The sequence below is a fragment of the Agromyces subbeticus DSM 16689 genome, assembly GCF_000421565.1.
Taxonomy (GTDB): Bacteria; Actinomycetota; Actinomycetes; order Actinomycetales; family Microbacteriaceae; genus Agromyces; species Agromyces subbeticus.
The window spans coordinates 362699-388759 of record NZ_ATXG01000001.1 but is presented as its reverse complement, the minus strand read 5'-3'; the positions used below and the strand labels follow the sequence as shown (position 1 = coordinate 388759).

Here is a 26061-nt window from a genome sequence, read left to right as displayed (position 1 = left end):
CCTTTCGATTGTCGTCACTTGACGAAGGGGAGCTTCGAGCGGTCGATGGTCATGGCGACGGCGGCGATCACGAGTACACCGTAGAAGATCTGCTCGTACGAGGAGTCGACGCCGGCCACCGACAGGCCGACCCTGAGCACCGTGATGATGAGCACGCCGACGACGGTGCGTCCGATGCCCCCGAACCCACCGGTGATCGCCGTTCCACCCACGACGATTGCGGCGACCACCGGCAGAAGGAGGGAATCCGCGAGGGTCGGAGCCCCGCTGTAGGTGCGGCCGACGAGCATGATGCCCGCGAAACCCGCACAGGCGGCCGAGACGACGAAGGCCGCGATCTTCGTCTGCGTGACGGGCGCGCCGGCCATGAGGGCGGCCGGCTCGCTGCTGCCGATCGAGATGAGCCAGCGTCGCACCGGCGTGAAGGCGAGCACGAGGGCGAACACCGTGACGAGCGCCGCCGCGATGAGTACCGCGCTCGGGACGTTCCAGGCACCGATCCGCGTGAACGTCCAGTCGAGCGTGGTACCCGAGACCGGGATCGTCGACGCGCCGGAGGCCAGGAGCGCGACGCCCGACCAGACCGCGAGGCCGCCGAGCGTCACGAGGAACGACGGAACCTGCGCGACGACGTGGATGGCGCCCTGGAGCAGCCCGGCGAGCGCGCAGACGATGATCACCACGGGGACGGCCCACCCCCCGAGCGCGGGAATCCAGAGGGCGACGAGCACCGAGGCCATCGATGCGAGCGACGCGACCGAGAGGTCGATGCCGCCGACCAGGATGACGAGCATCGCCCCCGACGCGAGGATCATCAGCGGCACCGCCGAATCGAGCACCGTCCAGACGCTCGAGGCGCGGAGGAAGTTCGGGTTCGCGATCGCGATCGCAGCGACGAGCGCCGCGAGCACGACCATGGGCATGACCGTCAGCAGGAGCTGGCGCCGTGCCGATTGCGTGAGCCGGGGCGCGTCGCCGAGGCGCGAGAACGCGCCGGTCTTGTCAGTGACGCTCATCAGACCATCCCTTCCAGCACGCGGAGGGGCGTGGGCTTCGCACCCGCAGGTGCATCGATGATCTCGGTCACACGTCCGTCCTTCATGACGAGCACGCGATGGCTCATGGCGATGAGTTCCTCGAGGCTGTCGGCCATGAGGAGCACCGACACGCCGTCAGCCGTGAGATCGCGGATGAGTTGGTAGACCTCCGTCTTGGCGCCGACGTCGAGGCCGCGCGTCGGGTGGTCGAGGATCAGCAGGCGCAGCGAGTCGGAGACGAGCCACCGGGCGAGCACCGCCTTCTGCTGGTTGCCTCCCGAGAGCGAGCCGAGCGGCGCCGAGGCCGACGGCGTGCGGATGCGCAACCGCTCGATCCACTCGTCGGCGAGCGCTCGCTCCTTGCGGCGTTGCAGCAGCGGGCCGGCGCACACCTCGGAGATGTGCGGGAGCGTGATGTTCTCGGCGACCGACATCGAGCCGACCATGCCCTCCCGGCGGCGCTCCGCGGGGACGTAGCCGATGTCCGAGGCGATCGCGGCCCGGGGCGAGCGGACCTTGAGCGGCCGCCCGTGCATCGTGACCGACTCGCTTCGACTCGAGAGCGCGCCGAAGAGACTCCGGCAGAGCTCCTCTCGGCCTGATCCCTGCACGCCCGCGATGCCGACCACCTCGCCCTCGTGGAGGTCGAAGTCGATACTGTCGCACACGCCCTTGACGGTGAGGCCGCGCACCGCGAGCCTGACGGCCTCGCGAGCCGGCAGCTGTCGCTCCTCGTCGTAATGGCTGCCCGCGAGGTCGCGGCCGATCATGAGCTTGCGCAGCGTCGCCTCGTCGACGTCGCCGGGCACGCATTCGGCGACGGTCCGCCCGTTCCGCAGCACGTAGACGCGGTCCGAGACGCGCAGGACCTCGTCGAGACGGTGTGAGACGAAGACGACGGACGCGCGCGTGCGCAACCGCTCGATCTGCGCGAAGAGCACTTCGGTCTCGTCCCGGTCGAGCACCGAGGTCGGCTCGTCGAGGAGCACGACCGGCTCGGCATTCGTGCGCTCCTCGGTCGCCAGTACCTTCGCGACCTCGACGAGCTGCCGGTCGGCGAAGCTCAGGCTCTCGGTGACGGCGTCGACCGAGATCTCCGAGCCGATCTTGTCGAGCTGCACCTGCGCACGTCGGCGCAGTTCACGCCAGCGGTAGAGGCCGCCGACGACAGCCGGGCCCTCTGCACCGAGGAGGATGTTCTCGGCGACGGTCAGGTTGGGGATGAGCGACTGCTCCTGGAAGACCATGCCGATGCCCGCGGCGCCGGCCTGCGCGATGCCGCGCATCTTGATGCGTTCACCGCGCAACTCGATCGTGCCGGAGTCGGGCTGCGCGAGCCCGACGAGCATCTTCAGCAGTGTCGACTTGCCCGCGCCGTTCTCGCCGATGAGCCCGACCACCTCGTGGGGGCGCACCTCGAACGTCACCCCGTCGAGGGCTGTGGTCTCGGCGAACCGCTTGCGCAGGTCGCGCACCGCCAGCACCGGCGGAGCGCCCTGAGGCTGTGCGGTATCGACGGTCGTGTCGATGTCGGGGTTCACTTGACCACTCTCAATCTCTTCCGCAGCGGCCACGCCGTGATGACGACGGCCGCGACGACGATGACGCCCTGCACGGCACCCTGCACGTACGGGCTCACGCCGATGAGCACGAGCCCGTTGACCAGGACCGTCACGATGAGCACGCCCACGATCGAGTGGAGCACGCCGCCGCGGCCGCCCGACAGGAGCGTGCCGCCGACGACGGCCGCCGTGATGGCCGCGAAGTTCTGACCGACGCCGGCCTGCACGATGCCGGACCCGAGCTGGGTGGTGACCATGACGCCGGCGAGCCCGTACGTGGCGCCCGCGAACGTGAACGCCAGGGTCTTGTAGCGGCGCACGGGGATGCCCGAGAGCAGCGCCAGTTCCTCGGCGCCGCCGATGGCCCGCGCGTACCGGCCGAGCCGCGTGTACCGCTGGACGAGGAGCCCGATGAGCACGACCGCGACCGCGACGTACGTGAGGCGCGTGAGCCCGAACCACTGTCCGGACGCCCACTCGGCGAGTTCGGGCGACCGCAGCGCGGGCTGGACGCCGCCGAACAGCACCGTCGCGATGCCGATGCCGATGGCCGACATGCCGAGGGTCGTCATGAACGACGGGATCTTCAGCCCGGTCGAGAGCAGTCCGCTCGCGAGTCCGAAGCCGGCGCCGATCGCCACCGCCGCGAGGACGCCCATGAAGCCGAAGTCGAGATCGTTGCGACTGTTGGCCACGAGGAGCGCGACGCTCAGTGCGGCCGTGGCCATGACGCCCTCGATCGACAGGTCGATCGCTCCGAGCAGGAGCACGAACGTGAGTCCGACGGCGATGACCGCGAGTACGGACGCCGAGTCGAGCACGTTGCGCACGTTCCCCCACGTCGCGAACTGCGGGCTGAGGAACGCGAACAGGATGCACAGCAGCACGAGGGCGCCGAGCGGGCCGAAGTCGGCCAGGATCGTGGCGCGATCCGGACGCCGCGACGGACGGGGCGAGCCGGCGGCCCGCCCGGTCTCGGGCGGGGCCAGCCCGAGCCGGGCGGGCGCCACGTCAGCTCACCGGCCCGGTGACGCGGTCGAACAGGTTGCCGCACTCGAAGTCCTCGACGTTGGCCTTCGGAGTCAGGTTCTCCTCTGCGTTCTCAGCGTTGATCAGCGTCTGTTCCGCGAAGAACGCACGCTGCTCGTCACTGAGGCCGGCGACGTCGAGCTCGCCCGTCAGTGCGCAGTAGCCCATTGCAAGGCCGACACCGCCCTGCCAGGGACCATCGACGGAGACCGTCGCGGTCATGGTGCCGTCGGCGACCGCCTGGACCGCCTCGGGGACCGCGTCGATGCCGACCACGGCGACATCTGTCATACCCGCGGCCTCGAGCGCCTGCAGCGCACCGAGGGGCATGTCGTCGTTGGCCGCCCACACGCCGCGGATCGCGTCGCCGTGCTTCGTGATGAGGGTCTTGGTGACCTCGAATCCGGTCGTGCGGTCGAAGTCGGCGGTCTGCTCGTCGAGCAGCTCGATGTCTGGGTTCTCGGCGAGGGCCTCCTGGAGGCCGGCGAACCGATCCTTCGCGGCAGCCGTGTCGAGGATGCCCTGCAGCGCGATGATGCCGCCCGAGCCGCCCATCTGCTCGAACATGGCCTCGGCGATCTGGCGACCCGAGTCCACGCCGTCGAACGTGATGTGCGAGATCCAGGTGTCGTAGCCGTCCCACGGGTTCAGGTCCGCGGGCTTGTTCCACTGCGTCACGAGGTAGGCGCCGGCGGCATCCGCTTCCTTCACGATGGGGGTCGTGTCGGAGTCGCCGTTCGGCAGCACGTTCAGCACCATGCACTCGGGGTTGCCGGTGCTGAGCGCCTGGCGCAATTGTTCCTGCTGCTTCGGCGATTCGCCGTCGTATGTGAGGCGGGTCTGCTCGAGATCGACCGATTCGGCGAACGCGTCGCCGCCGTCGAGCCAGGCCTTCTCGTACGGGTTCGTCTCGTTGCGGACCTGCCCGATGAGTTGGATGTCCTCGGGCGCGCAGCCCGCTTCCGGTGCGGCTTCCCCGCCTCCGGCGGTGCTCGCGCATCCGGCGAGGATGAACGCGGTCGTTGCGGCGAGCGCGAGCGTCATCGCTCGCGTGCCGCGGACAGCTGTGTTGTTCATGGTGCGGTGCTCCTGTTCGTTGTTTGGTGGAGAGGGGGCTGTGGTCAGCGCGACATCCACCCGCCGTCGACGACGAGGGTGTGCCCGGTGACGTAGTCGGAGGCCGGTGAGGCGAGGAAGACGGCGGCGCCGACGAGGTCGTCTGGCGTGCCCCACCTGCCGCTCGGGATGCGGGAGAGGATTTCGGCGTCGCGGTCGGCGTCGGCTCGGAGCGGCGCCGTGTTGTCGGTGGCGATGTAGCCGGGGGCGATGGCGTTCACCTGCACTCCGCCACCGGCCCATTCATTGGCGAGCGCGCGGGTGAGGCCCACGAGTGCATGCTTGCTGACGGTGTATCCGGCGACCTCGCGACCGCCCTGGAACGACAGCAGGCTCGCGATGTTGATGATCTTGCCGCGCCGTCGCGCAAGCATCCCCGCGCCGACGAGGCGGCTCAGACGGCGGGGCGCGTCGAGGTTCACCGCGATCACTTCGTGCCAGTCGTCGTCGGAGACGTCGAGGAACGGCCCCCGCCGGATCATGCCTGCGCAGTTGACGAGCACGTCGATCTCACGATCGCGGGTCAGACCGGCGAGCGCGGCGCGGTCGCTCAGATCGGCCCGGATCGCGACGGCGGAACCACCGGCCGTCTCGATCTCGTCTCTGGTCTGATCGACCGCAGCGGAGCGGCCGACGACGATGACGGATGCTCCGGCGCGAGCGAGCCCGTGCGCGATGCCCCGGCCGATGCCCGTGCCGCCGCCAGTGACGAGCGCGGAGCGCCCCTCGAGGGAGAAGAGAGTGCCGAGGCTCATCGCAGCTCAGCCGGGGGCACGGGCGCGAGGTCGCCGTAGTCGCGGTTGTCGCCCGCCATCGCCCAGACGAAGGCGTATCGGCCGGTGCCCGCGCCGGAGTGGATCGACCACCTCGGGGCGATGACGGCCTGTTCGTCGCGGACGATGAGGTGGCGCGTGTGCTCGGGCTCGCCCATGAGGTGCACGACCGCGGCGTCGCCGAGCTCGAAATAGAGGTAGATCTCGGTGCGGCGTGCGTGAAGGTGCGGCGGGAACGTGTTCCACACCGCGCCCGGCTCGAGCACCGTCACGCCGAATTGCAGCTGGCAGGAGTCGATGTCGCCGCCGCCCCACACGTAGCGGTGGAGACCACGACGACCCGCGCCATCCGTGTCGCCGAGCATGAGCGGCTCGCTCTGCGCGAAGGGAGTGTGCACGGTCGGGAAGTCTGCATGCGCGAGCGCCGAGACGACGTAGAACCGCGCGCCCTCGCCGGCGAAGGCGAATACACTCCCGCGGCCGATGTAGAGCCCGTCGCGGTGCTCGAGCGCGTAACGCCGGCCATCGACGACGACCTCGCCGGCCTCGCCGATGTTGATGACGCCGAACTCCCGCCGGGCGAGACCGCCCTCGCCGAGCGCCTCGATGTCGGGCAACGTCAATTCGCCGGAACCGGGCACGACGCCGGCGACCAGCATCCGATCCTCCGCGGTGTGCACCGCACGGGCCTCACCCTCGACGAACAGTTCGTCGATCAGGAATCCGTCGCGCAGATCTTGCGTGCTCGCGGCACGGGCGCGAATGGCGTCGACAGCGGGTCGATCTGTGATCACGGGTTCATCCTCATCCTTGAACGATGTTCTGTAGCTTGTACGCCGACCGTAGGCTACGCTCGCCGATGAGTCAAGTATGAGAATGTCATCCGATATGCTGGACGAAGGAGGGCCCCCAACATGTCGAAGCAGACGACCGAACTGATGCGTGCCGATGAGCAGGACTTCACCCCGGTGAAATCCGCAGACCGCACCCTCGATGTGCTCGAGTCCCTGTCGGGAGGCGGAGCGACCCTCGCCGAGCTCTCGACTCGCCTCGGGATACCGAAGAGCAGCCTGCACAGCATCCTGCGCACCCTCGAGCGTCGCGGCTGGGTTGAAACCGACGCCTCCCGTTCGATCCACAGCCTTGGCATGAGCGCACTGCTGATCGGCTCGTCCTACGTCGATCAAGATCCGACGGTGATCCGCACGTCCGACATCATGGACCGCCTCGCCGTCGACACCGGCGAGACCATCCACCTCGCCAGGCTCGAGCTTCCCGACGTCGTGTACCTCGCGAAGCGGGAATCAGTGCACCCACTGCGGATGTTCTCCGCGATCGGCCGGCGACTGCCCGCGCACGCCACCGCGCTCGGCAAAGCGGCCCTCGCCGAGCTCTCCGACGACGCGGTGCGGACCCTGCTCCCGCCGACGCTCCCCGGCTCGACCTCGCACACCATCACTTCTCGCGAGGCGCTCATCGAGCACCTCGCCGAGGTGCGTCGCGTGGGCTACGCGGTCGATGACGAAGAAGCCGGGGTCGGCATGCGCTGCTTCGCCGTCTGCCTGCCGTTTCAGTCGCCGTCGAAAGACGCCATCAGCTGCTCGATTCCGATCGCTCGTCTCGACGACGCGAAAGAACGTGCCGTCATCGAATTGCTCCACTCGGCTCGCGAAGAGCTGAGTCGGCAGTTCGGTCGCCGGCGTACTGCCATCTGAAACAAGGAGGACCCATGCCCAACATCCGTGTCGAACTTCTGGCCGGACGCAGCGTCGAGCAGCGTCGGCAGTTCGCGGAACAGGTGACGCGATCGGCCGTCGAAGCGCTCGGCGCGCGTCAGCAGGATGTGCGCATCCTGTTCGAGGAGATCACCGCCGATCACGTCGCCAATGGCGGCACGCTCGCCAGTGAGGATGCCTCGCGCGCGAGCGTGGTCTCGAAGCTCGCGACCAGCTGAGCCGTCAACCCGGTTCGTCCTGAGACACGAGAAGGGCGCCGTCCGCGGATGCGGACGGCGCCCTTCTGTCGCTCGTGATGAGCGCGCATACCCGAGGGGATCGACTCAGCGTCAGCTCAGCGGATCGCCCGTCTCATGCGTGCGAGAGATCTCACTTCGCGGCGGTGACGATCTCGAGGAGGTTCGGGTTGTTGGCGTATGCCTCGGCCGCGTTCTCCTTGGTCACGATGACCGGCGCGAGCAGGTACGCGGGAACGACCTTCACGCCGTTGTCGTACTGCTCCGTGTCGTTGACCTCAGCTTCTTCGCCCTTCTGGAGCTGCTGGATCATCTTGATCGTCTGCTCCACGAGCAGGGTCGTGTCCTTGTTGATGGTCGAGTACTGCTCGCCCGCCATGATCGACTTGACCGACTCCACCTCGGAGTCCTGACCGGTGACCGTGATCGCCGCGATGTCCTTGCCGGCCTGCTTGGCCGACGTGATGATCGCGCGAGCGAGCGTGTCGTTCGGCGAGAGCACACCGTCGATGTTGGCGCTCGAGTAGGTCGAGGTCAGGATCGAGTCCATGCGGCTCTGGGCGTTCTCTGCTTCCCAGCCCTGGGTCGCGGTCTGGGCGATGTCGGTCTGGCCCGAGGCGACGACGAGCGTGCCGTCGTCGATCTTCGGCTGAAGAACCTCCATGGCACCGTTGAAGAACACGGCAGCGTTGGCGTCATCGGGCGAGCCCGAGAACAGCTCGATGTTCCACGGCGCTTCGTGGCCCGAGCGCTCGGCGAGACCGTCGAGCAGCGCCTGGCCCTGGAGCTTGCCGACCTCGAAGTTGTCGAAGGCCACGTAGTAGTCGACGTTCTCGGTGTTCTCGATCAGGCGGTCGTACGCGATGATCTTGACGCCGGCGTCGGCGGCCTGCTGCAACTGCGTGCCGAGCTGCTTGCCGTCCTTCGCACCGATGACGATGACCTTGGCGCCGTTCGTGACCATGGCCGAGATCTGGTTCTGCTGCTCGGCGACGGTGTTCGAGGCGGGTGCGTACTGCACATCGCCCTTGAAGCCGGCCTCCTCGAGGCCCGCTTCGAACAGGCCGCCGGCGAGCACCCAGTTCTCCGACGTCTTGTCGGGCAGTGCGACGCCGATCGTGGCGTCGGCCGCGAAGCCGGCTGCGTCGCTCGCGCCGCCCGCGTCACCGCCGCGGTCGCCTCCAGAGCAGCCCGCGAGGGCGAGTGCGGCGACCGCAGCGAGTGCGGTGGCCGCAAGAGTGATTTTCTTCATTGATCGTTCACTTTCTGATTGGAATTGACTGTCTTCTCTTGGATGGAACGCGAGGGATCCGTTGTCGGACGACCGTGGAACACCTTGTGCGACTGATCAGGGGCGTCGCGCGTCTTCAGGTTGCGATGACAGATTGGACTGCGTGCCGGGCACCGTCGTCGGCGCCTCGTCGGGCGCCTCGGTCTGGAGTCGCGCCTTGCGGCGGTTGCCCCAGATGCCCAGGATCGACGGGCGTCCCTGGCTCTTGCTCCAGACGTCGACTCCGACCGCGAAGAGCAGCACGAGGCCCTTGATGATCTGCACGACGTCGGCGTCGGCGCCGATGAGCTGCAGGCCGTTGTTGAGGAACGCCATCACGAGACCGCCGATGACGGAACCGATCACCGTGCCGATACCGCCGGAGACCGCGGCGCCGCCGATGAAGACCGCCGCGATCGCGTCGAGCTCCCAACCGTTGCCGTCTTGTGGCCCCGATGCCGTCGCCCGGGCGACGTAGATCATGCCGGCGATGGCAGCGAGCACCGACATGTTCATCATGACGAAGAAGTCGACTCGGCGATCCTTGACGCCCGAGAGCGTGGCGGCGATGCGGTTGCCGCCGACGGCGTAGATGTGGCGACCGAAGATCGTGTTGTTCGTGATGAACGAGTAGAGGATGACGAGGGCGACGAGGATGATGCCCGAGATCGGGAAGCTCGTGCCCGGGCGGCCGGTCGCGAACAGCCAGGCCGCCCAGAGGATGACGCCGGCGAGCACGACGACCTTCACGACGCTCACCCACATCGGTGCCCGCTCGGAACCCATCTTCTGCTGCACCCGGCGTGCGCGGACCTCGTTCCAGACGATCCATCCGGCCCCGACGACACCGAGGATCATCGTCAGCACGTTGAAGTTCAGCGGCACCGCGAGTTCGGGCAGGTAGCCGGCACCGATGATGCCGAACTCCTGCGGCACCGGCGTGGTCGTCGACTGGCCGATGAACTGGTTGCCGCCGCGGAAGATGAGCATGCCGGCCAAGGTCACGATGAACGCCGGAACCCCGATGTACGCGACCCAGAACCCCTGCCAGGCGCCGATCGCGGCACCCACGGCGATGCCGAGCACGATCGCCCACGGCCAGGGCAGGTTCCATTCGGCCATCGACTTCGCGACGATGATGCCGGTGAACGCCGCCACCGATCCGACCGAGAGGTCGATGTGGCCCATGATGATGACCATCACCATGCCGATCGCGAGGATCAGGATGTAGGAGTACTGGTTGACGACGTTGATGAGGTTCGTCGGCGACAGGGTCAGTCCGCCGGTCCAGATCTGGAAGATCAGGATGATGACGATCAGGCTGCCGAGGATGCCGAATTGGCGCAGGCTGGACTGCCCGCCTCCGAAGACCTTGCGGAGGTCGGAGAGACCGCCCTTCTTCGGTGCGGCCGGATCGTTCGCCGTCGTGCTCATGCGTTCGCCTTCTTCTTCGCCGAGGTCATGCTGCGCATGAGCGCCTCGGGGTTCGCTTCGGTTGCCGGGATGTTGTCGGTGATCTGGCCCTCGAACACCGTGTAGATGCGGTCGGCCATGCCGAGCAGCTCGGGCAGTTCGCTCGAGATGAGGATGACGCCCTTGCCCTGTGCTGCAAGTGCCCGGATGATCGTGTAGATCTCGTACTTCGCACCCACGTCGATGCCGCGCGTCGGCTCGTCGAGGATGAGCAGGTCGGGGTCGGTGAACATCCACTTCGCCAGCACGACTTTCTGCTGGTTTCCGCCAGAGAGCTTCGAGACGCCGGCTTCGACGCTCGGCGTCTTGATCCGCAGCAGCTTGCGGTAGTCCTCGGCGATGCCGAATTCCTGCGAGTCGTCGATGACCCCCGCCTTCGCGATCTTCGTGAGCTTCGCCGCGACGACGGAGCGCTTGATCGTGTCGAGCAGGTTGAGGCCGAGTTGCTTGCGGTCCTCGCTCACGTAGGCGAGCCCGTGTTCGATGGCGGACTCGACGTCCTTCAGGACGATCTCCTTCCCGTCCTTCATGATGGTGCCGGACAGGTAGTTGCCGTAGGAGCGGCCGAAGATGCTCATCGCCAACTCGGTTCTGCCGGCGCCCATGAGACCGGCGATACCCACGATCTCGCCACGACGCACGTTGAGACTGGAGCCTTTGGCCACGAGTCGCTCAGGCACCTGCGGGTGCTGGATCGTCCAGTCCTTCACCTCGAAGAACACATCGCCGATGCTCGGCGTGCGCGGAGGGAACCGGCTCTCGAGCGAGCGGCCGACCATGCCGCGGATGATGCGGTCCTCATCGACGCCGCCCGCGTGCACGTCGAGCGTCTCGATCGCATGTCCGTCGCGGATGATCGTGATCCGGTCGGCGACGGCCTCGATCTCGTTGAGCTTGTGGGAGATCATGATCGACGCGATGCCCTTGCCCTTGAGACCTCGAATCAGGTCGAGCAGGTGCTGCGAGTCGTCTTCGTTGAGCGCGGCGGTCGGCTCGTCGAGGATCAGCAGCTTCACGTCTTTGGCCAGTGCCTTCGCGATCTCGACGAGCTGCTGCTTGCCGACGCCGAGGTGCTTGATCTGCGTGTCGGGGTCTTCGTCGAGGCCGACTCGCGCCAACAGGTCGAGCGCGCGAGCCTTCTGGGCGACCCAGTCGATGCGGCCGCCGTGGTTGATCTCGTTGCCGAGGAAGATGTTCTCGGTGACCGACAGCTCGGGGATGAGCGCCAATTCCTGGTGGATGATGGCGATTCCGGCGTGCTCCGAGGCGCGGATGTCTCTGAACTCGACGAGCTCGCCGCGGAACCGGATCTCACCCGTGAACGTGCCCGCCGGGTAAACGCCCGAGAGCACCTTCATGAGCGTCGACTTGCCGGCGCCGTTCTCACCGCAGATCGCATGGATCTCTGCGGGATGCACCGTGATCGACACATCCGACAGCGCCTTGACGCCGGGGAACTCCTTCGTGATGGAACGCATCTCGAGGAGCGCGTGCTGCTCGGTGTTCAACTTCATCGTCTACTTTCGGGAAGGTGCATGTCAGCGTTGTCATGGCAGGTTCGCACAGGCTGACGGGAAATGTCAACGTGGGTCATGAACCGATCGCCAAGACGACCGGCGGCGTGCTCGAGCCGCCTCAGTCCACGGAGCCGACCGGCGCGGCGATCTCACCGGATCCGCGCTTCACCAGCCAGGTCGGAATCTCGACGAGCTTGGTGGGTCCGTCGTGGTTCTCGATGCGTTCGAGCGCGAGACGGCCGGCCGCGCGGCCGAGTTCGACGGGGTCGTGCGCCACGACCGAGATCCCCAACATCTCGGCGAGCTCGAAGTCGTCGAATCCGATGAGGGCGACCGGCTCGCTTCTCGTTCGCAGCTCGCGCATCGCCCCCGTCGTCGCACGGTTGTTGCCCGTGACGATCGCGGTGGGCGGATCGATCGAGTCCAGCAACGAACGCACCTGCGACTCCGGCGAGATGGACGGGTCATTGCCCAGTCGCTCCCATGGCGTCGAGTCGGAGACGCCCGCCTCCATGAGCGCCTGTCGATAGCCGGCCAGTCGCTCGGAGAGCGTGTACATCTCGGATGGGTTGCTGACGAAACCGATCTTGCGATGACCGAGCGCGGTCAGAGAGCGCACGGCCTCCGCCATGCCGCTTCGATTCGCGAGTACGACAGTGTCTGCAATGAGGTCGTTGGCCGGGCGGTCGACCGTGATGATCGGAGTGCCCAGGTGGCGCTCACCCTCGAGGTAGGACTGGTCAGCGGCGATCGGGATCAGCACGAGAGCGCGCACCAGTTGGTTCAGGAGCGCATCCACCACGACCGGCTCGCTCTCGGGCGCGTCGCCCGTGCTCGCGAGCAACATCGTGAATCCGCTCTTCGAGAGCTCCTGCTCGATGCCGGCGGCGACCTGGAAGTAGAACGGATTGCGAATGTCGCCCATCACGAACGCGACCGTCGCGGTCTTCCCACCCTGCCGGAGATTGCGCGCCAGGGTGTTCGGTCGGAAGCGCAGTCGTTTCGCCGCGTCGAGAATGCGCTCGCGGGTCTCGGGGAGCACCCTCGAGGAGCCGCTGTAGACGCGCGAAACTGTCTTGGCACTGACTCCCGCAAGTCTCGCCACGTCGTGAAGGGTCGCCCTGGGTTGGATCGGAATCTCCATGTCAACGATCAGCCGGCGACGACGCCGGCGGCACTCGTGGCATCGCGTGCTCTCCACAGCTTTTCACAGAACCGCGCACGATCGGAACCCACCAGCAGAAACGAAGTCCATCGTTGACATGCGAATTGACTGGGACATCGGCGGGCGCTTAGCATGACCCGGACTCCCTGTCGGGGAGATCGGATGTCGGCGGTCGCGGGTGCGCGCTCGGATGCACGAGCGGGAGGAATGGTCATGGGGTCCGAGGTGGTGGCGCCCAGAGACGGCGGCAGTGGGGGAAACGCGGTCCTGGCGGTTGATGCCGGCCAGTCGGGGATCAAGGTCCGGTACCGCGACGCTGATCTGCACGAGTGGGCACGTCCCGGCATCCGTACTGATCTCCCGCTGCGGCCGCAGCTCGCCGACGTGATCCGCGATGCGTTCGAGCGCGGCTGCCGACCGACGATGGTCGGTGTCGGGGTATCGGGCTTGACCCGGCACGAATCGGATGCGAACCCGCTCCTCCAGTCCGGCGCACTGGAGCTCGGCGTGAAGTCGATCACGCTCGCACATGACTCCGTCACCGCGTTCCTCGGGGCGTTGGGTGACGACCGCGGCGTCGTCATCGCGTCAGGCACCGGGTCGGTCGCCTTCGCGGTCGGCGCAACCGAGGTCGCACGCATCGACGGATGGGGCAACCTGATGGGCGATGCCGGCAGCGGGTACTGGATCGGACGGGAGGCATTGGATGCCGCGATGCGCGCCCACGACGGTCGCGGCCCGCAGACCGACCTCCTCGAGGTCCTCAAGTCCGACTTCCTTGACCCCGAAGCCGCGTACATCGAATTGCAGGCCGACCCGAGCCGCGTGGAACGCATCGCCGCATATGCGCGGCAGGTCTCGGGGTTGGCCGATCACGATGTGGTCGCCCGAACGATCCTCGCTCGCGGCGCGGGTGAACTGGCACTCGCGGCGTTCACCGGACTTCGCCGCGTCGGCGAGCACGTCGCCCCGCACCCCAAGATCAGGGCGGCGGGTGGGGTGTTCCGAAGCGCGCACATCGTGGCCGACTTCACGTCCGCACTCCACGCTCTCCTCCCCGACGCCGACATCCAGATCGCCGATGCAGACCCGCTCGACGGTGCCGAGACCCTCGCCCAGGTCACGGATGCAAGTGTGCTCGCGTCGCTCGTCTCGCGCGCGCGCCCTTGATCCAGCCAGGACTCCCTCGGTGACCGGCATGCCCTCGCCGATACCATCCCGACCACTGTGCAGGGTTATCTCGTGCAGCTCACCGTCGACCGCGACGGTCGACCCCGACCTCCTTGCGAGCCACGTGACGGCGCCCTTCGAGCAGCGCTGAGCGCATGACGATGAGCCGGCGCCGACCCGTGGGGTCGACGCCGGCTCCGGCACGCGGGGCGCGGGCGTGAACACCGCGCCCCGCAGCCCGCCTACGCCCCGGTTGCGGCGCCCTTCACGGCGCGGCGACGCAGGAACACGAGCGCCGCACCGATGAGCACGAGGAGTGCCGCGGCACCACCGACGATGGCCAGCAACGTTCCGTCCACACCGGTGTTGCTCAGGGCCGCGACCGAGGGATCGGTCGGGCCACCCGTTCCGCTGCTGCCGTCACCCGGCACCTGTGCGGGGAGCACCTCGAAGGCAAACGACACGGGAACCGCTGAGGTCTCCCCCGTCACGACCACTCGGTGTGCGCCGACGGGAACGTCCGGCAGGGTGAACGTGAGGCTGAATGCGCCCCTGGCCGTGGCCGTGGCCGTGCCGACCACCACGGGGTCGGAGTGCACCTCGACGGTGATCTTCTCGCCCGGCGCGAAGCCCTCACCGGTGACCGTCACCAGGTCGCCGGGGCGACCCGAGGTGGAGTCGGAGTGCAACTGCGGCGTGTAGACCGGGTCCGTTTCATCCGGAACCACGTTCACCGTCGCCGTCGCCGGCATCGCCGACTCGGCGCCGGTGGCGACGATCGCGTAGAGGCCCGGAGCGGCATCCGCCGGCACCGTCACCGTGGTGGCGACGTGACCGTCGGAATCGGCGTCGACCGTCGACTCCACCGGCGTCGGCGTCTGCAGCACGACCGTCACGGATTCGCCGGCCTTGAAGCCGTCACCCGTCACGGCGATCTCAGTACCCGCGAGCACGTCGTCGGCCGGGTCGGCCGTCAGCGTGGTCTCGTAGACCGGAGCCGCCTCGATCTCCGCGGTGAGCGTCAGGTGCGTCGTGCGTGCGCCCGTCGCGACGGTCACCGAGACCGTGTAATTGCCCGCCGCCGCGTAGGTGTGGCCCCCGGTGGCAGTGAGGCCATCGTCGGATGCCGCTACGTCGGCGTTCTCCGTCACGGTGCCGTCGCCCCACTGCACGCGCACGATGGGCGCGTCAGCGGCGGCATCCGCCTGGGTGATTGCCGCGAGCGTGGCCTCCAGGGGCTCGCCCGCGGTGCCGGTGATGTCCTCGCCGGCGGTCGCCTCGAAGCCGAGGTCGGGCTGCGTGCCGTTCGACGCGATCGCGAACACGTGCACCCGCCCCTCGACCCCGGGCGCGCCCGGCTGCACGGGCATCGTGATGCTCGCGACCGTGCGACCCGTGGGGATCTCGTAGGGAACCGTGGAGAAGAAGTACGACGCGGTGTTCTGCACCGATCCGCCGGCCAGTCGGTACGCCGACTTCACGACCTCGAGGTTGCCGTAGGGTGCCGTCGCGTTCGCGTTGCCGCCCTTCGTCCAGTCGGAGAACTGCAGCGGGATGGTGACCGGGTCGCCCTCGGTGAAGTTCACCGTGGCCGTCGTGTCCTGGTTGCGCTCCGTCGCCGCTCCGATGAAGGAGAGCTTCGTGGCACCCTCGCCGAGGTCGACCGCGATGGTCTGGCCTGCGCCCGTCGCGTTGTCGGGAGCGCCGGCCGGAACGACCGGCATCGTGAAGGTCAGGTCGGTTCCCGGCACGTCGTGCTCGACGCCGGCGGTGAGACCGCCGTCGGCGAGACCCTTGCGCGGGAACGAGAAGCCCTTCGCATCGCAATCGGCACCCACGCCGTCGTCGCCGATGCAGACACTGTCGAAGGCCGCGCGCAGCGAGCCCGGTTCGAGGTAGTCCACGGTGATCGGAACGGATGCCGCGAAGCTCGAGACGCCGTCGGTCGCCGTGACCGTGGCCCGGTAGACACCGGGCTCGGCGTACGTGTGACCGGCGGAGACCGGGTGGTTGCCGAGCTTCGCCGCCTCGATGGTCGCCGCGTCGACGGCGGTGCCGTCACCCCAGTCGACGGTCGCCGCGTAGCCCTCGGCCACGCCGCCCGACAGGATGCCGAGATCGAACTCACTCGCGACACCCGAGGTGGCCCCGAGACCGGCGCTGGGGCTGAACGTGAGCGTGTTCGCCTCGGCGCCGCTGCCGTCGGTGAGCAGTTCGATCTCCGAGAGCGAGATCGAGCCGTCGCCGGCCGTCACCGTCAGTCGGAACTGCTGGAAGGCGGCAGGGTTCGCGATTTTGAACGGCACGGTCTCGGAGCGGTTCGCGAACTCGCGATCCGTGCGCGAGTCGACCTCGGTCCACGTCATGCCGTCGTTGCTCCCCTCGAGCGTCCACGCCGACGGGTCGGCATCCGCCGTCGCCCCCGACGTGATCGTGTAGAAGGTGGGCTTCTGCTTGGCACCTTTGTAGGCGACGGTCACGGCAGGCGTAGCGTCGGCGAAGGTCACCTGCGTGCGCGAGGTGTTGTCGACGAGTGCCGAGACGCTCTCCCCGCCCGCGCTCGTGACCGTGGCGAGCGACGGATCGGTGGCGTCGACCAACGGGTTGGCCACCTCGGCGCCGGTGGTGAGCGACGGCAGCCCGTCGCCCTCACCCGTGCCCCAGGCGCTCGGCTCGGATCCCATCGTGAAGTCGAGGGTCGCGCCGTCGGTGAGGACGCGCGAATCGATCGACGTGGACGTGTGCTCCTCGCCGTTCACGCGCAGCGACTGCACGTAGACGTTCTCGGTGCTGTTCTCAGGGGCGTTGATGACGAGCGACTTTCCGTCGGCCAGCTTCACGGTCGCCTTGGTGAACAGGGGCGAGCCCAGCACGAGCTCCGTGGAGCCCACCTGCATCGGGTAGAAGCCGAGCGCGTTGAAGATGTACCACGCGCTCATCTCGCCGTTGTCTTCGTCGCCAGCGTAGCCCTGGCCGATGTTGCCGCCCGCGTACGAGCGCTGCAGCGCCTCGCGCACGATGGCCTGCGCCTTGGCCGGTGCTCCCACTTCGTTGTACATGAACGGGATGTGGTGGCTGACCTGGTTGCTCACGCCCCACTGCCCGAATCGGCCGTCGCGAGCCTCGACCTCCTCGTGGATCGAGCCGAGTGAGGTCTCGGGGGTCGCGAAGAACTCGTCGAGCTTGTCTTCCATGCCCTGGTCGCCGCCGTAGAGGTTGGCGAGACCCTGCGGGTCCTGCGGGGCGTGGAACGCGAAGTTCCAGCCGTTCGTCTCGGTGTACGGGCCCCACCAGGCCTTGGGGTTGTACTGCGCAGCCGGGGTGGCGAAGGTGCCATCGGCGTTGCGTGCCTGGAAGAACTCGATCGCCGGGTCGAACAGGTTCACGTACGCCGTGGCGCGGTCGAGGTAGTACTCGCTCTCCTCACGCAACTGCGCGACGCGATCGGCCGGCGTGTTCGGGTCATCCGCGAGGGCCGCGGCCATGTTCCCGATGCCGTAGTCGTTGATGTAGCCCTCCGTGGCCCATGAGACGCTCTCGCCCTGCGAGGCCGGCGTGTAGCCGAGGAAGGTCGAGGTCGCGAGGCTCTTGCGGCCGACGTTCTCGTTCGCCGACGGCGTGTTGGCGTTCTTGATCGCGGCGTCGTAGGTGGCGAGGGCATCGGGCAGCTCGACGCCGCGCAGGTAGGCGTCGGCGAAGGCGACATCCGAGCTCGTGCCCGTCATGATGTTCGCGTAGCCGGGCGAAGACCAGCGGGCGATCCAGCCGCCGTCACGGTACTGCTCCGTGAAGCCGTCGACCAGTTCGCCGGCGAGCTCGGGGTAGAGCATCGCGTAGGCGGGCCAGGTCGTGCGGTACGTGTCCCAGAAGCCGTTGTTGACGTACATCTTGCCGTCGACGATCTTCGCGCCGGTCGTGGTCGCGGTGCTCGCGCCGACTTGCGCCGAGACGGGGCTCGCGTACTTGTAGACCGGGGCCTCTGCGGTGCCCGTGTTCTCGAACTGCGAGTTGGGGTAGAGGTTCAGGCGGTACAGGTTGCTGTAGAGGGTGCGCAGCTCGGTCTCGGATGCCCCTTCGACCTCGATGACGCCGAGGCGGTCGTTCCAGGCGGTGCGTGCCGACTCGCGGATCTCGTCGAAGCTGTCGCCGCCCACCTCGAGCGCGAGATTCTTCGCGGCCTGGTCGAGGCTCAAGAGCGAGGTCGCGAACCGGAGCTCCACCGTCGTGTCTCCGGAGGTGTCGAAGGTCGCGAACTTCGTGAGCGCGCGACCGCCGGAGGCGGTGCCAGTGGCCGTGGGCGTCGCATCGAAGCTCCCGGACACGAACATGCGTGTGCGGCCGGTGTTCCCCGCCGCGCCGTTCTCGACCCAGCCGGTGACGGTGCCGTCGGCGGCGATGGTGAAGCTGCCGTCGTTGTTCGGCGCGTCGAGCACGACGCTGTTGGCGGAGCCCGTGAAGGTGAACTTCATGAGGGCGGCGTGGTCGGTCGGCGTCATCTCGGCAGTGACGCCGTTGTCGAGGTCGACCCCGTAGTAGTCGGGTTGCGCCGTCTCGTTGTCGTGGCCGAACGTCGCCGCTCGCGTGTGCCAGTTGCCGCTCGGAGCGGCGGCGCCGGCGACGGGCATGACCGAGAACAGGTTGCGGTCGCTCATCCACGGGCTCGGCTCGTGCGAGATGCCGAGGCCCTCGAAGCGCGTGCGGTTGGCCTCGGTGTTGTCCTGCTGCCATGAGTACTCGCGCGACGTGGCGCTGGCGTTCGTGACGGGAACGAGGAAGTTGAATCCGTTCGGCAGAGACGTGATCGCCTCGTTCGAGCCGCGCGAGAAGGCGCTCGAGGAATTGGTGCCGCGTCGCGTGTCGACGAAGTGCGTCAGGCTCGAGTCGTCGACCGTGGCGGGCTCCGCCTCGATCGCGATGTCGTCGACGTAGCCGCCGAAGGCGGTGGCATCCGCTCCGCCCGGGTTGTCGTAAGAGAACTGCACGGCGGTGATCGTCTTGCCGGCGGCGACGGTGCCGAGGTCGATCTCCACCTGGTTCCACTGGTTCGGGTAGAGCACCTTGCCGCTGCCCTGGCCGTGCGCCGTCGCGTCGATGCCGTAGACGTCGGTCGGGGCGAGGTCACTCAGCTCGGTGCCGTCGCTGAAGCGCAGATTCACGGCTGAGTAGGTCGAGGGGTACTGCAGGTCGTTCGCTGTGAGATCGGGGAAGATCATGTACGACAGGCGAGTGCGCTGACCGACAGGGATCTCGACGTCGAAGAGGCGATTGGTGACGGATGCCGCGCCGTCGCCGCTGTGCTCGCCGCCGAACCGGAGCGAGTGCATGCCGGTCCAGCCCACGCGTGCCTTCATGTTGTAGCCAGAGGTCGGACCGGTGCCGATCGTGGTCGTGATGGGCGCCTCGGGCGCGTTCGGGTCGACGCTCGCGATGAGGTCCCAGTCGGCGAGCTGGATGAGGCCGCCCGAGTGGTTCGCGATGCCGTCGAGCCGGTAGTAGCTGTAGGCCGCGGGGGTCGCGACCGTGTAGGTCTTCTTGACCTTGCGCTCGGCGGCCGACCACGTCTGGTTCGTCTGGGTATCGAGGCTCGTCCAGGTCGTTCCGTCGTTCGAGCCCTTGAGCACCCAGTTCTTCGGGTCGCGTTCGGGAGCGTCGTCTGCCGAGGTCAGCGTGTACGTGACGGCGCTCGCTGCGGAGGAGAGCCGGTACTGGAGCCACCCGGTGGCCGAGAACACCAGCCACTTGGTGTTGGGATTGCTGTCGGCGGCCCACACCGCCGCCTCGCCGGGTGCGTTCTCGCCGCTCGCCGTGACCTGCGCCACGCTGGACAACAGGCTGCCACCACTGACGCCGTGGACGTTCTGCTGCAGCGGGTCGCCATCTTCCCCGTTGTCCGCCACATCGAGTTCGACGCGGTTCGCAAACGGCGCGACCGCCTCGCCGGGCTCGAATGAGGTCGACCAATCGTGCTCGCCCGCGAGGGCGGTGCTGGTCGCCGCGACCGCAGGCGACCCGATCGACAGCGGGATGGCCGCGGCGACGAGCGCCCCGGCGAGCAGCGGCGCGCTGATGCGGCGGAGGAATGCCGGAATCGGGCGACGGCTGGTGGTGACGGTGGTACTGATCGCGGCGGTGATGCTGCGGGTATTGCGCTCCGGCATGCGGGGCCTCTCGACACTGAAACGGCTGGGATAGGGATGCACGGGAGGCATCCCTGCGCAAACCTAGCGAGAGTTCACCCGGTGTGTCAACGTTGTCCTACATCCGTCGCCAGTGGATCCCCGAACTTCGTGGGCTTTGATTCAGTTCTCGCCGTAGCGGGCCTCGATATCGCCGGAATTACCTGACATCGATGTCTCACGGACCCCTCCGACCGCTATCCTGTCGATATGACGTCCCCGCAGCGCGCCCGCGCGACCATGAGCGACGTCGCCGCTGCATCGGGCGTGAGTCCGAAGACGGTGTCGCGGGTCGTGAACGGCGTCGGCTACGTGAGTGCCGAGACCCTCGAGGCGGTGCGCACTGCCATCGACCAGCTCGGGTTCCGCCGCAACGAGTTCGCGCGCCAGCTGCGCCAGGGCACGACCGCCACGATCGGGCTGGTACTCGAAGACGTGGCCGACCCGTTCTACTCGGTACTCAGCCGCGCCGTCGAAGACGTCGCGCTGGCACAGGACTACCTCCTGCTCTCCGCCTCCTCCGCCGAAGATCCCACACGCTCGCGGCGCATCATCGAGTCGTTCTCTTCTCGAGGCGCTGCGGGACTGATCATCGCCCCGGCCACCGACACCGATTCGGCATTTCTCCGGGCTGAACTCGATGCCGGCTGCTCGATGGTCTTCGTCGACCGGCCGGTGCCGGGCATCCGTGCCGACACCGTGCTCGCCGACAACCGCGGCGGCGCCGCCGCGGGCACCCAGCACCTCATCGCCCGCGGTCATCGCCGCATCGCGTTCTTCGGCGATTCGGCTTCCGTCTACACCGCGACGGAGCGTCTCGCCGGCTACCGCGATGCCCTGACGACCGCGGGCATCGAGCATGACGACCGACTGGTCGTGATGGCACCGCCGCATGCCGACGCCACAGCGGCGCTCATCGACACCGTTCAGAAGCTCGATGATCCGCCCACCGCGATCTTCGCGGGCAACAACCGCTGGAGCGTCGTGTTGCTGCGGTATCTCAAGGAACACGGCCCGCGCCCGCTTCCGGCCTTCCTCGGCTTCGACGACTTCGAGCTCAGCGACGTGCTCGATCCGGGCATCACCGTGATCGCGCAGGATCCGGCCGCCATGGGCCAGCTCGCCGCCGAACTGCTCCTGCGCCGGGTATCGGGAGACGACCGCCCCACGCAGCACATCCAACTCGAGACGCGACTCATCGCACGCGGCTCGGGCGAGATCGCCGGTCCGTTCAACTCGAGCTGACAGTCGTGCCGTGGTCGTTCCGTCCACGAGCGTCGGCGAGCGCGCGCTCGACGATGTATCCACGCAGCATGCGGCCCATCGCTTCGGCTCGCGGATGTGCCAGGTCGGTCGCGACTCCGGCACTCTCCAATTGCATGACCCAGAGTCGCACGAGAGCATCATGCGAGCTCGTCGCGAATGCCGCCGTCTCAGCATCGCCCATCGCGTGCGCCCAAGCCTGCAGCGTGAGCGGGAACAGCGGCTCCTCTGCCTCCCGGCCCGGGTCGTCGACCCCACCCGCCACAGCGTCGAGCCACTCTTCGAGCGTCGTGTCGGCGGCGATCGGCCACACCGCGACCACGTCGCGCAGCTGCGACATCCCCTCCGCCATCGCGGCGCGAATGAGCTCCGCCTTGGTGGGGAAGTACCCGTAGAGGGCGCCGGTCGAACCTTTCGCCTCTCTGAGCACGTTCTGCATCGTGGTCGCGGCGACGCCGTCGCGCAGTCATCAGCGCCATGCGGCGGTGATGTAGTGCGCTCGCCGGGCCCGGCGTCGCTGCTCGGTCATCTTCGCCAACGAGAGCCCCTTCGATCCATCCTGTTCCGGCGCGGTTCGATCATTCCTGAAACTCGACCGCGCGGAACCCACCGCTCGGAGCGGTGTAGAAGCGCAGGATCGTTCCTTCCGGAGTCTCCGCCTCGAGCCCATGGCCCGTGCGCTTCACGATGACGCCGCTGTGGTGCACGCCGATCGCGTGGAGGTGAGCCGCCCATTCCCCCAGGGCGGCGAGGTCCCGAACTTCGAGGGTGAGCGGGTCGTAGTGAGCGGGCAGCGGCTCCGCCGATCGTCGCAGCTGCAGCACCCCGCCGAGATTCGGGATCTCGACGATCACGGCGGTCAGCTCACCCGAAGCGTCATGGTGATCGAGATGATCCAGCCGCACGGCACCGAGCACGCGCCGGTACCAGGCGAGGCTGGCGGCCAGGTCGGGCACGAGGGTCGCGACATGATGCAGCCCGCTGATCGGCGGCGCGGTCGCAGCAGGCGCCATCAGGACTCCTCGACAGCCGGCATGCTCCCGGTCATCGCACGGGAGGCGTCCTCGATGAGGCGGTGAACTCGCGCTCGCAAGCGACCGAACTCCGGCAGCGCCTTGGTCACGAGCTGTTGCCGTTCGGGCCCGAACGGCACTTCGATCTCCTCGACGACCGATGCTGGCCTGCCGCCGAGCACGACGATGCGGTCCGCGAGGTAGATGGCTTCGTCGATGTCGTGAGTGATGAGGATGACCGCCTGGCCTGTATCGTTCCGAACTCGCAGGGCGAGATCCTCGAGGTCGGCACGTGTCTGCGCGTCGACGGAGGCGAACGGCTCGTCCATCAGCAGCACTGGCGCGCCGAAAGCGAGGGCGCGTGCGATCGCCACGCGCTGCTGCATGCCGCCCGAGAGCTGCCACGGCCGGCTCTCCTCGTGGCCGACGAGGCCGACCTCGAGCAGGGCGGATGCCACGCGGCCATCTCGCTCGGTCCGCGACATCCGGCCTCGAAGCGGCAGCGCGACATTATCGGTGACGCTCATCCACGGCATCAGCGAGCGGCTGTAGTCCTGGAACACGAGTCCGATGTCGTTGCTGGGCCCGGCGAGCGCGGTTCCGGCCACCCGGACCTCGCCCGAGGTGGCAGCCTGCAGGCCCGCGATGTCGCGGAGAATCGTGGTCTTGCCGACACCGGAGGGCCCGACGATGCAGACGAACTCGCGGGGCTTCACCGAGAATGAGATGTTGCGGAGCACCTCTCGGCTGCCGGCTTTCGTGGTGTAGCTGTGGCTCACTCCGCGCACCTCGACGAGCGGAGCGGCGGGGTCGGATGCGACGGGCACGGTCTCTCCAGTGGTGCGGTGGTCTGCGATGGTCATGATCAGTCCTTTCCGAGGCGCTGCGGCGGATAGGCCCGCAGGAGCGCGCGTTCGGCGAAGCGGAAGAGGATGCTCAGGCCGTACCCGACGAAACCGAGCACGACCATGCCCGTCCACATGTCGGTGATGGCCCAGTTGCGCTGGGATGCGAGCAGGAAGTGGCCGATGCCGACTCCAGCGCCCTGCATCTCGCTCACGACGATCAGCGCGACCGAGATGTAGAGCGCGACACGCACGCCTGCGAGGATCTGCGGCAGCGCGGCCGGGAGCCGGACTCGCAGGAAGCGGCTCGCGGCGGAGAGCCGGAACGCCGCCTCGACGTCGCGCGTGGTCGGGTCGATACCGCGTACCGCGGCTGTCGTGTTGATGAGCACCGGCCAGACGGCGCCGAGCACGATGACGAAAACCCGCATGGAATCGCCGAGACCCAGCACGAGGATCGCGACGGGCAGGATGGCGACGGCCGGGAGGGCACGGAACAACTCGATGCCCGGGTCGAACGTCGCGAGCAGCCTCGGGAAGCTGCCGAGCACCAGCCCGAGGGCGACGCCGAGCGCGGTGGCGATGCCGAGCCCCAGCAACATGTTGCGCAGGCTCGGGAGGAGATCGACGATCGTGTGATCCCAGATCCACAGTGCGTTCGTCGCCGAGACGATGTCGGCGAGCGGCGGGAAGAAGAGCGAGGTCGACGAGGCCGAGGCGAACCACCACAGCAATACGAGCAGAATGGGAAGCCAGAGCGCGATGACCGCGCGACGGATGATCGTCATCGGCCCGTTCCTCTCACCGATGGATGCCACGGGATCGCCGCCCGCTCGACGGCCTGCATGCCGAGGTTCAGCAGCACGCCGAGAACAGCGGTGACGACAGCGATTGCGAGCACGATGTCCGCGTTGCCGTCTTGCTGCGCCTTCGTCAGCGTGGCGCCGAGCCCGTCAGCGCCACCGATGTACTCCGCGACGATCGACAGTAGCAAGGAGATGGTCGAGGCGGTGCGAAGGCCCACGAGGATGCCCGGCATCGCAGCCGGGATGTACACGCGGCGCCATCTGGTCGAGGCGCGCAGCCCGAACGCCGTGCACACGTCGTGCTGCACGCCGTCGATGTCGCGGAGTGCGTCGATCGTGCGGATCAGCAGCGGCCAGCAGCATCCGTAACCGATGAGCACGAGCTTCATCGGCAGGCTCGGGCCGAACAGCAGTAGCGCGAGGGGCAGGAAGCTGACCGGCGGAATCGAGGCGAGGAAGTCGAGCATGATGCGCGTCGACGCTGACGCGAAGCGGCTCGCTCCGATGGCCAGCCCTGTCGGGATCGCGATGATGCTCGCCACCGCGAGGCCGAGGATCGTGCTCAGCACGGTCTGGCCGGTCGCCACCCAGAACTGCGGTGCGACGAGCTGCGCGAGGAGCGCCTGCAGCACGGCCCATGGCCCGGGCAACGACTGCGCGCCGATGGTCGCGCTCGCGAGCAGCCAGCCTGCGAGGACGACGAGGAGTGCGGCGAGACGCCAGCCGGCGCGACGCCACGCGAGGGAGCGGGGGTGCGAGACCCCCGCCCCATGGAGTGCTTCGGTCACGATGAGGCTCCGGCTAGTCGTCGACCTGCACCGAGAGCAGCTTGTCGAGGTCGGGCTGCTTGGCGAAGGTGTCGTAGCTGTTTGCGAGGTCGAGGTAGTCGGCGAGCCCGCTCGTGTCCGCGACATCCGCCGCGAAATACGGGAAGCGGATCACGTCGAGCGCGGCGGGGTCGCCCTCGAGCACGGTCTTGGCATATGCCCGGGCCGCGTCGGGGTCGGAGTTGATCTCGTCGTTCGCCTGCTGCACGGCGGCGACGAACCTGGTCAGGATGTCGGCGTGCTCCGATGCGTACGGAAGGCTCGTCACCCAGAGCGTCGCGGGCATGCCGGGGGTTCCAGATGCCGCGGGTCGGTCGAGTACCGGCAGACCCGCCTGCTCGGCCACCGTGGTGAAGGGCTCCGTCAGCAGCGCCGCCTGGATCTGACCGGACTTCAGCGCTGGAACCGCCTGCGCTGGGTCGAGTTCGACGAACGAGACCTTCGAGGAGTCACCGCCGGCCTCATCGATCGCCGCCTTCGAGGCGAGTTCGGCTGCGCCGCCCAGCTGGCTGACGGCGAACGTCGTGCCGTCGAGGTTCGTCATGGTGAAACTGTCATCGGATGCGACGACAGCCGTGGAGTCGAGGTCGGGGTCTTCGGGTGCCTCGGAGTTGATGCCGAAGACCGAGAGGGGCACGCCGTTGCTCGAGGCTGTGAGCGTGCCGATGCCGTCGCCGAGCGTGATGTCGAGGCCGCCGTTGAGCAGCATCGGAATCGCCTCGGCACCGGAGTTCACCTCGACCATCTCGATCTCGAGGCCTTCGCCGGCGGCGAACTCGTCGCGGGCGAGCATTCCGGCGAGGCCGTTGGCGTTCGTGGGAAGACCCACCTTGATCGTCTCGATCTCCCCCGCGGAGGCGGTCGGCGCAGAGTCCACGCCTCCGGCCCCACCACTGCAGGCGGCGAGCATCGCGACGATGGCGAGGACGGCGAGGGCGGTGACGACGGCCCGCTTCGTGCGTAGTGCCATGAGTACCTCCTTGTACTGGGACGCTGAGGTCCTCACTCTAAGGAGGTAGTTGTCCAAGTGTCAAGGTGTCTTGGTGA

21 protein-coding genes are annotated in these 26061 nt (G+C 68.0%); 4 read left to right on the top strand and 17 right to left on the bottom strand.

Features of this window, described 5'->3' with window-relative positions; genetic code table 11:
• Positions 1-14: 14 nt before the first annotated feature.
• From H521_RS0101795 to kduI, 6 genes are read right to left on the bottom strand one after another with little or no spacing between them, the layout of a single operon-like run.
• Positions 15-1016, bottom strand: a complete 1002-nt coding sequence (locus H521_RS0101795; protein ID WP_022891318.1) for an ABC transporter permease — start codon at positions 1014-1016, stop codon at positions 15-17.
• Positions 1016-2578 carry a sugar ABC transporter ATP-binding protein gene (locus H521_RS0101790; protein ID WP_022891317.1) on the bottom strand — a complete coding sequence of 521 codons (1563 nt, stop codon included), beginning with the start codon at positions 2576-2578 and terminating at the stop codon, positions 1016-1018. Before H521_RS0101790 ends, H521_RS0101795 begins: the two co-directional genes overlap by 1 nt.
• Positions 2575-3609, bottom strand: a complete 1035-nt coding sequence (locus H521_RS0101785) for an ABC transporter permease (RefSeq protein WP_022891316.1) — start codon at positions 3607-3609, stop codon at positions 2575-2577. The genes H521_RS0101790 and H521_RS0101785 overlap by 4 nt, the downstream gene beginning before the upstream one ends.
• A gap of 1 nt (position 3610) precedes the next feature.
• A complete protein-coding gene (locus H521_RS0101780) occupies positions 3611-4705 on the bottom strand; it encodes a sugar ABC transporter substrate-binding protein (RefSeq protein ID WP_022891315.1) in 1095 nt (364 codons plus the stop codon).
• Positions 4706-4749: 44 nt separating this feature from the next.
• Positions 4750-5499, bottom strand: a complete 750-nt coding sequence (locus H521_RS0101775; RefSeq protein WP_022891314.1) for an SDR family oxidoreductase — start codon at positions 5497-5499, stop codon at positions 4750-4752.
• Entirely contained in the window at positions 5496-6311 is an 816-nt protein-coding gene (gene kduI, locus H521_RS0101770) for a 5-dehydro-4-deoxy-D-glucuronate isomerase (protein ID WP_022891313.1), read from the bottom strand. The genes H521_RS0101775 and kduI overlap by 4 nt, the downstream gene beginning before the upstream one ends.
• 120 nt (positions 6312-6431) lie before the next feature.
• Here kduI and H521_RS0101765 point away from each other — a divergent pair, with 120 nt between their 5' ends.
• Both H521_RS0101765 and H521_RS0101760 read left to right on the top strand, forming a co-directional pair.
• Positions 6432-7232, top strand: coding sequence for an IclR family transcriptional regulator (locus H521_RS0101765; protein WP_022891312.1), 801 nt, complete (start codon positions 6432-6434; stop codon positions 7230-7232).
• 14 nt (positions 7233-7246) lie between these two features.
• Positions 7247-7471 (top strand): tautomerase family protein, encoded by a 225-nt coding sequence (locus H521_RS0101760; RefSeq protein WP_022891311.1) that lies wholly within the window; start codon positions 7247-7249, stop codon positions 7469-7471.
• Between the two features lie 151 nt (positions 7472-7622).
• Here the strand turns inward: H521_RS0101760 and H521_RS0101755 are convergent, their stop codons facing one another.
• The 4 genes from H521_RS0101755 to H521_RS0101740 form a co-directional block, all read right to left on the bottom strand.
• A complete protein-coding gene (locus H521_RS0101755; protein WP_022891310.1) occupies positions 7623-8741 on the bottom strand; it encodes a substrate-binding domain-containing protein in 1119 nt (372 codons plus the stop codon).
• A 96-nt stretch (positions 8742-8837) separates the two neighbouring features.
• Positions 8838-10193, bottom strand: coding sequence for a multiple monosaccharide ABC transporter permease (gene mmsB, locus H521_RS0101750; protein WP_022891309.1), 1356 nt, complete (start codon positions 10191-10193; stop codon positions 8838-8840).
• Positions 10190-11746 carry a multiple monosaccharide ABC transporter ATP-binding protein gene (gene mmsA / locus H521_RS0101745; RefSeq protein ID WP_022891308.1) on the bottom strand — a complete coding sequence of 519 codons (1557 nt, stop codon included), beginning with the start codon at positions 11744-11746 and terminating at the stop codon, positions 10190-10192. Before mmsA ends, mmsB begins: the two co-directional genes overlap by 4 nt.
• A 121-nt stretch (positions 11747-11867) precedes the next feature.
• A complete protein-coding gene (locus H521_RS0101740; RefSeq protein ID WP_245560914.1) occupies positions 11868-12854 on the bottom strand; it encodes a LacI family DNA-binding transcriptional regulator in 987 nt (328 codons plus the stop codon).
• A gap of 273 nt (positions 12855-13127) precedes the next feature.
• Between H521_RS0101740 and H521_RS0101735 the strand changes: the two genes are divergently transcribed.
• Positions 13128-14084, top strand: a complete 957-nt coding sequence (locus H521_RS0101735) for an N-acetylglucosamine kinase (protein ID WP_051159153.1) — start codon at positions 13128-13130, stop codon at positions 14082-14084.
• 242 nt (positions 14085-14326) lie between these two features.
• Here the strand turns inward: H521_RS0101735 and H521_RS20910 are convergent, their stop codons facing one another.
• Complete coding sequence (locus tag H521_RS20910) at positions 14327-20242, bottom strand: GH92 family glycosyl hydrolase (RefSeq protein ID WP_022891305.1); 5916 nt, start codon at positions 20240-20242, stop codon at positions 14327-14329.
• A gap of 228 nt (positions 20243-20470) precedes the next feature.
• Between H521_RS20910 and H521_RS0101725 the strand changes: the two genes are divergently transcribed.
• A complete protein-coding gene (locus tag H521_RS0101725) occupies positions 20471-21505 on the top strand; it encodes a LacI family DNA-binding transcriptional regulator (protein ID WP_022891304.1) in 1035 nt (344 codons plus the stop codon).
• On the opposite strand, the gene H521_RS0101720 is transcribed toward H521_RS0101725, so the two are convergent.
• The 6 genes from H521_RS0101720 to H521_RS0101695 form a co-directional block, all read right to left on the bottom strand.
• Positions 21492-21989 carry a TetR/AcrR family transcriptional regulator gene (locus H521_RS0101720; protein WP_281167445.1) on the bottom strand — a complete coding sequence of 166 codons (498 nt, stop codon included), beginning with the start codon at positions 21987-21989 and terminating at the stop codon, positions 21492-21494. The two genes, H521_RS0101725 and H521_RS0101720, sit on opposite strands and share 14 nt — an antisense overlap.
• Before the next feature lie 112 nt (positions 21990-22101).
• Positions 22102-22536 carry a VOC family protein gene (locus H521_RS20905; protein ID WP_022891302.1) on the bottom strand — a complete coding sequence of 145 codons (435 nt, stop codon included), beginning with the start codon at positions 22534-22536 and terminating at the stop codon, positions 22102-22104.
• Positions 22536-23399, bottom strand: a complete 864-nt coding sequence (locus H521_RS20900) for an ABC transporter ATP-binding protein (RefSeq protein WP_022891301.1) — start codon at positions 23397-23399, stop codon at positions 22536-22538. Before H521_RS20900 ends, H521_RS20905 begins: the two co-directional genes overlap by 1 nt.
• 2 nt (positions 23400-23401) lie before the next feature.
• Positions 23402-24169 carry an ABC transporter permease gene (locus H521_RS20895; RefSeq protein ID WP_022891300.1) on the bottom strand — a complete coding sequence of 256 codons (768 nt, stop codon included), beginning with the start codon at positions 24167-24169 and terminating at the stop codon, positions 23402-23404.
• Positions 24166-24975: an ABC transporter permease gene (locus tag H521_RS20890; RefSeq protein ID WP_022891299.1), complete on the bottom strand. Its 810-nt coding sequence runs from the start codon at positions 24973-24975 to the stop codon at positions 24166-24168. The genes H521_RS20895 and H521_RS20890 overlap by 4 nt, the downstream gene beginning before the upstream one ends.
• A gap of 13 nt (positions 24976-24988) precedes the next feature.
• Positions 24989-25984 carry an ABC transporter substrate-binding protein gene (locus H521_RS0101695; RefSeq protein WP_022891298.1) on the bottom strand — a complete coding sequence of 332 codons (996 nt, stop codon included), beginning with the start codon at positions 25982-25984 and terminating at the stop codon, positions 24989-24991.
• Positions 25985-26061: the final 77 nt, after the last annotated feature.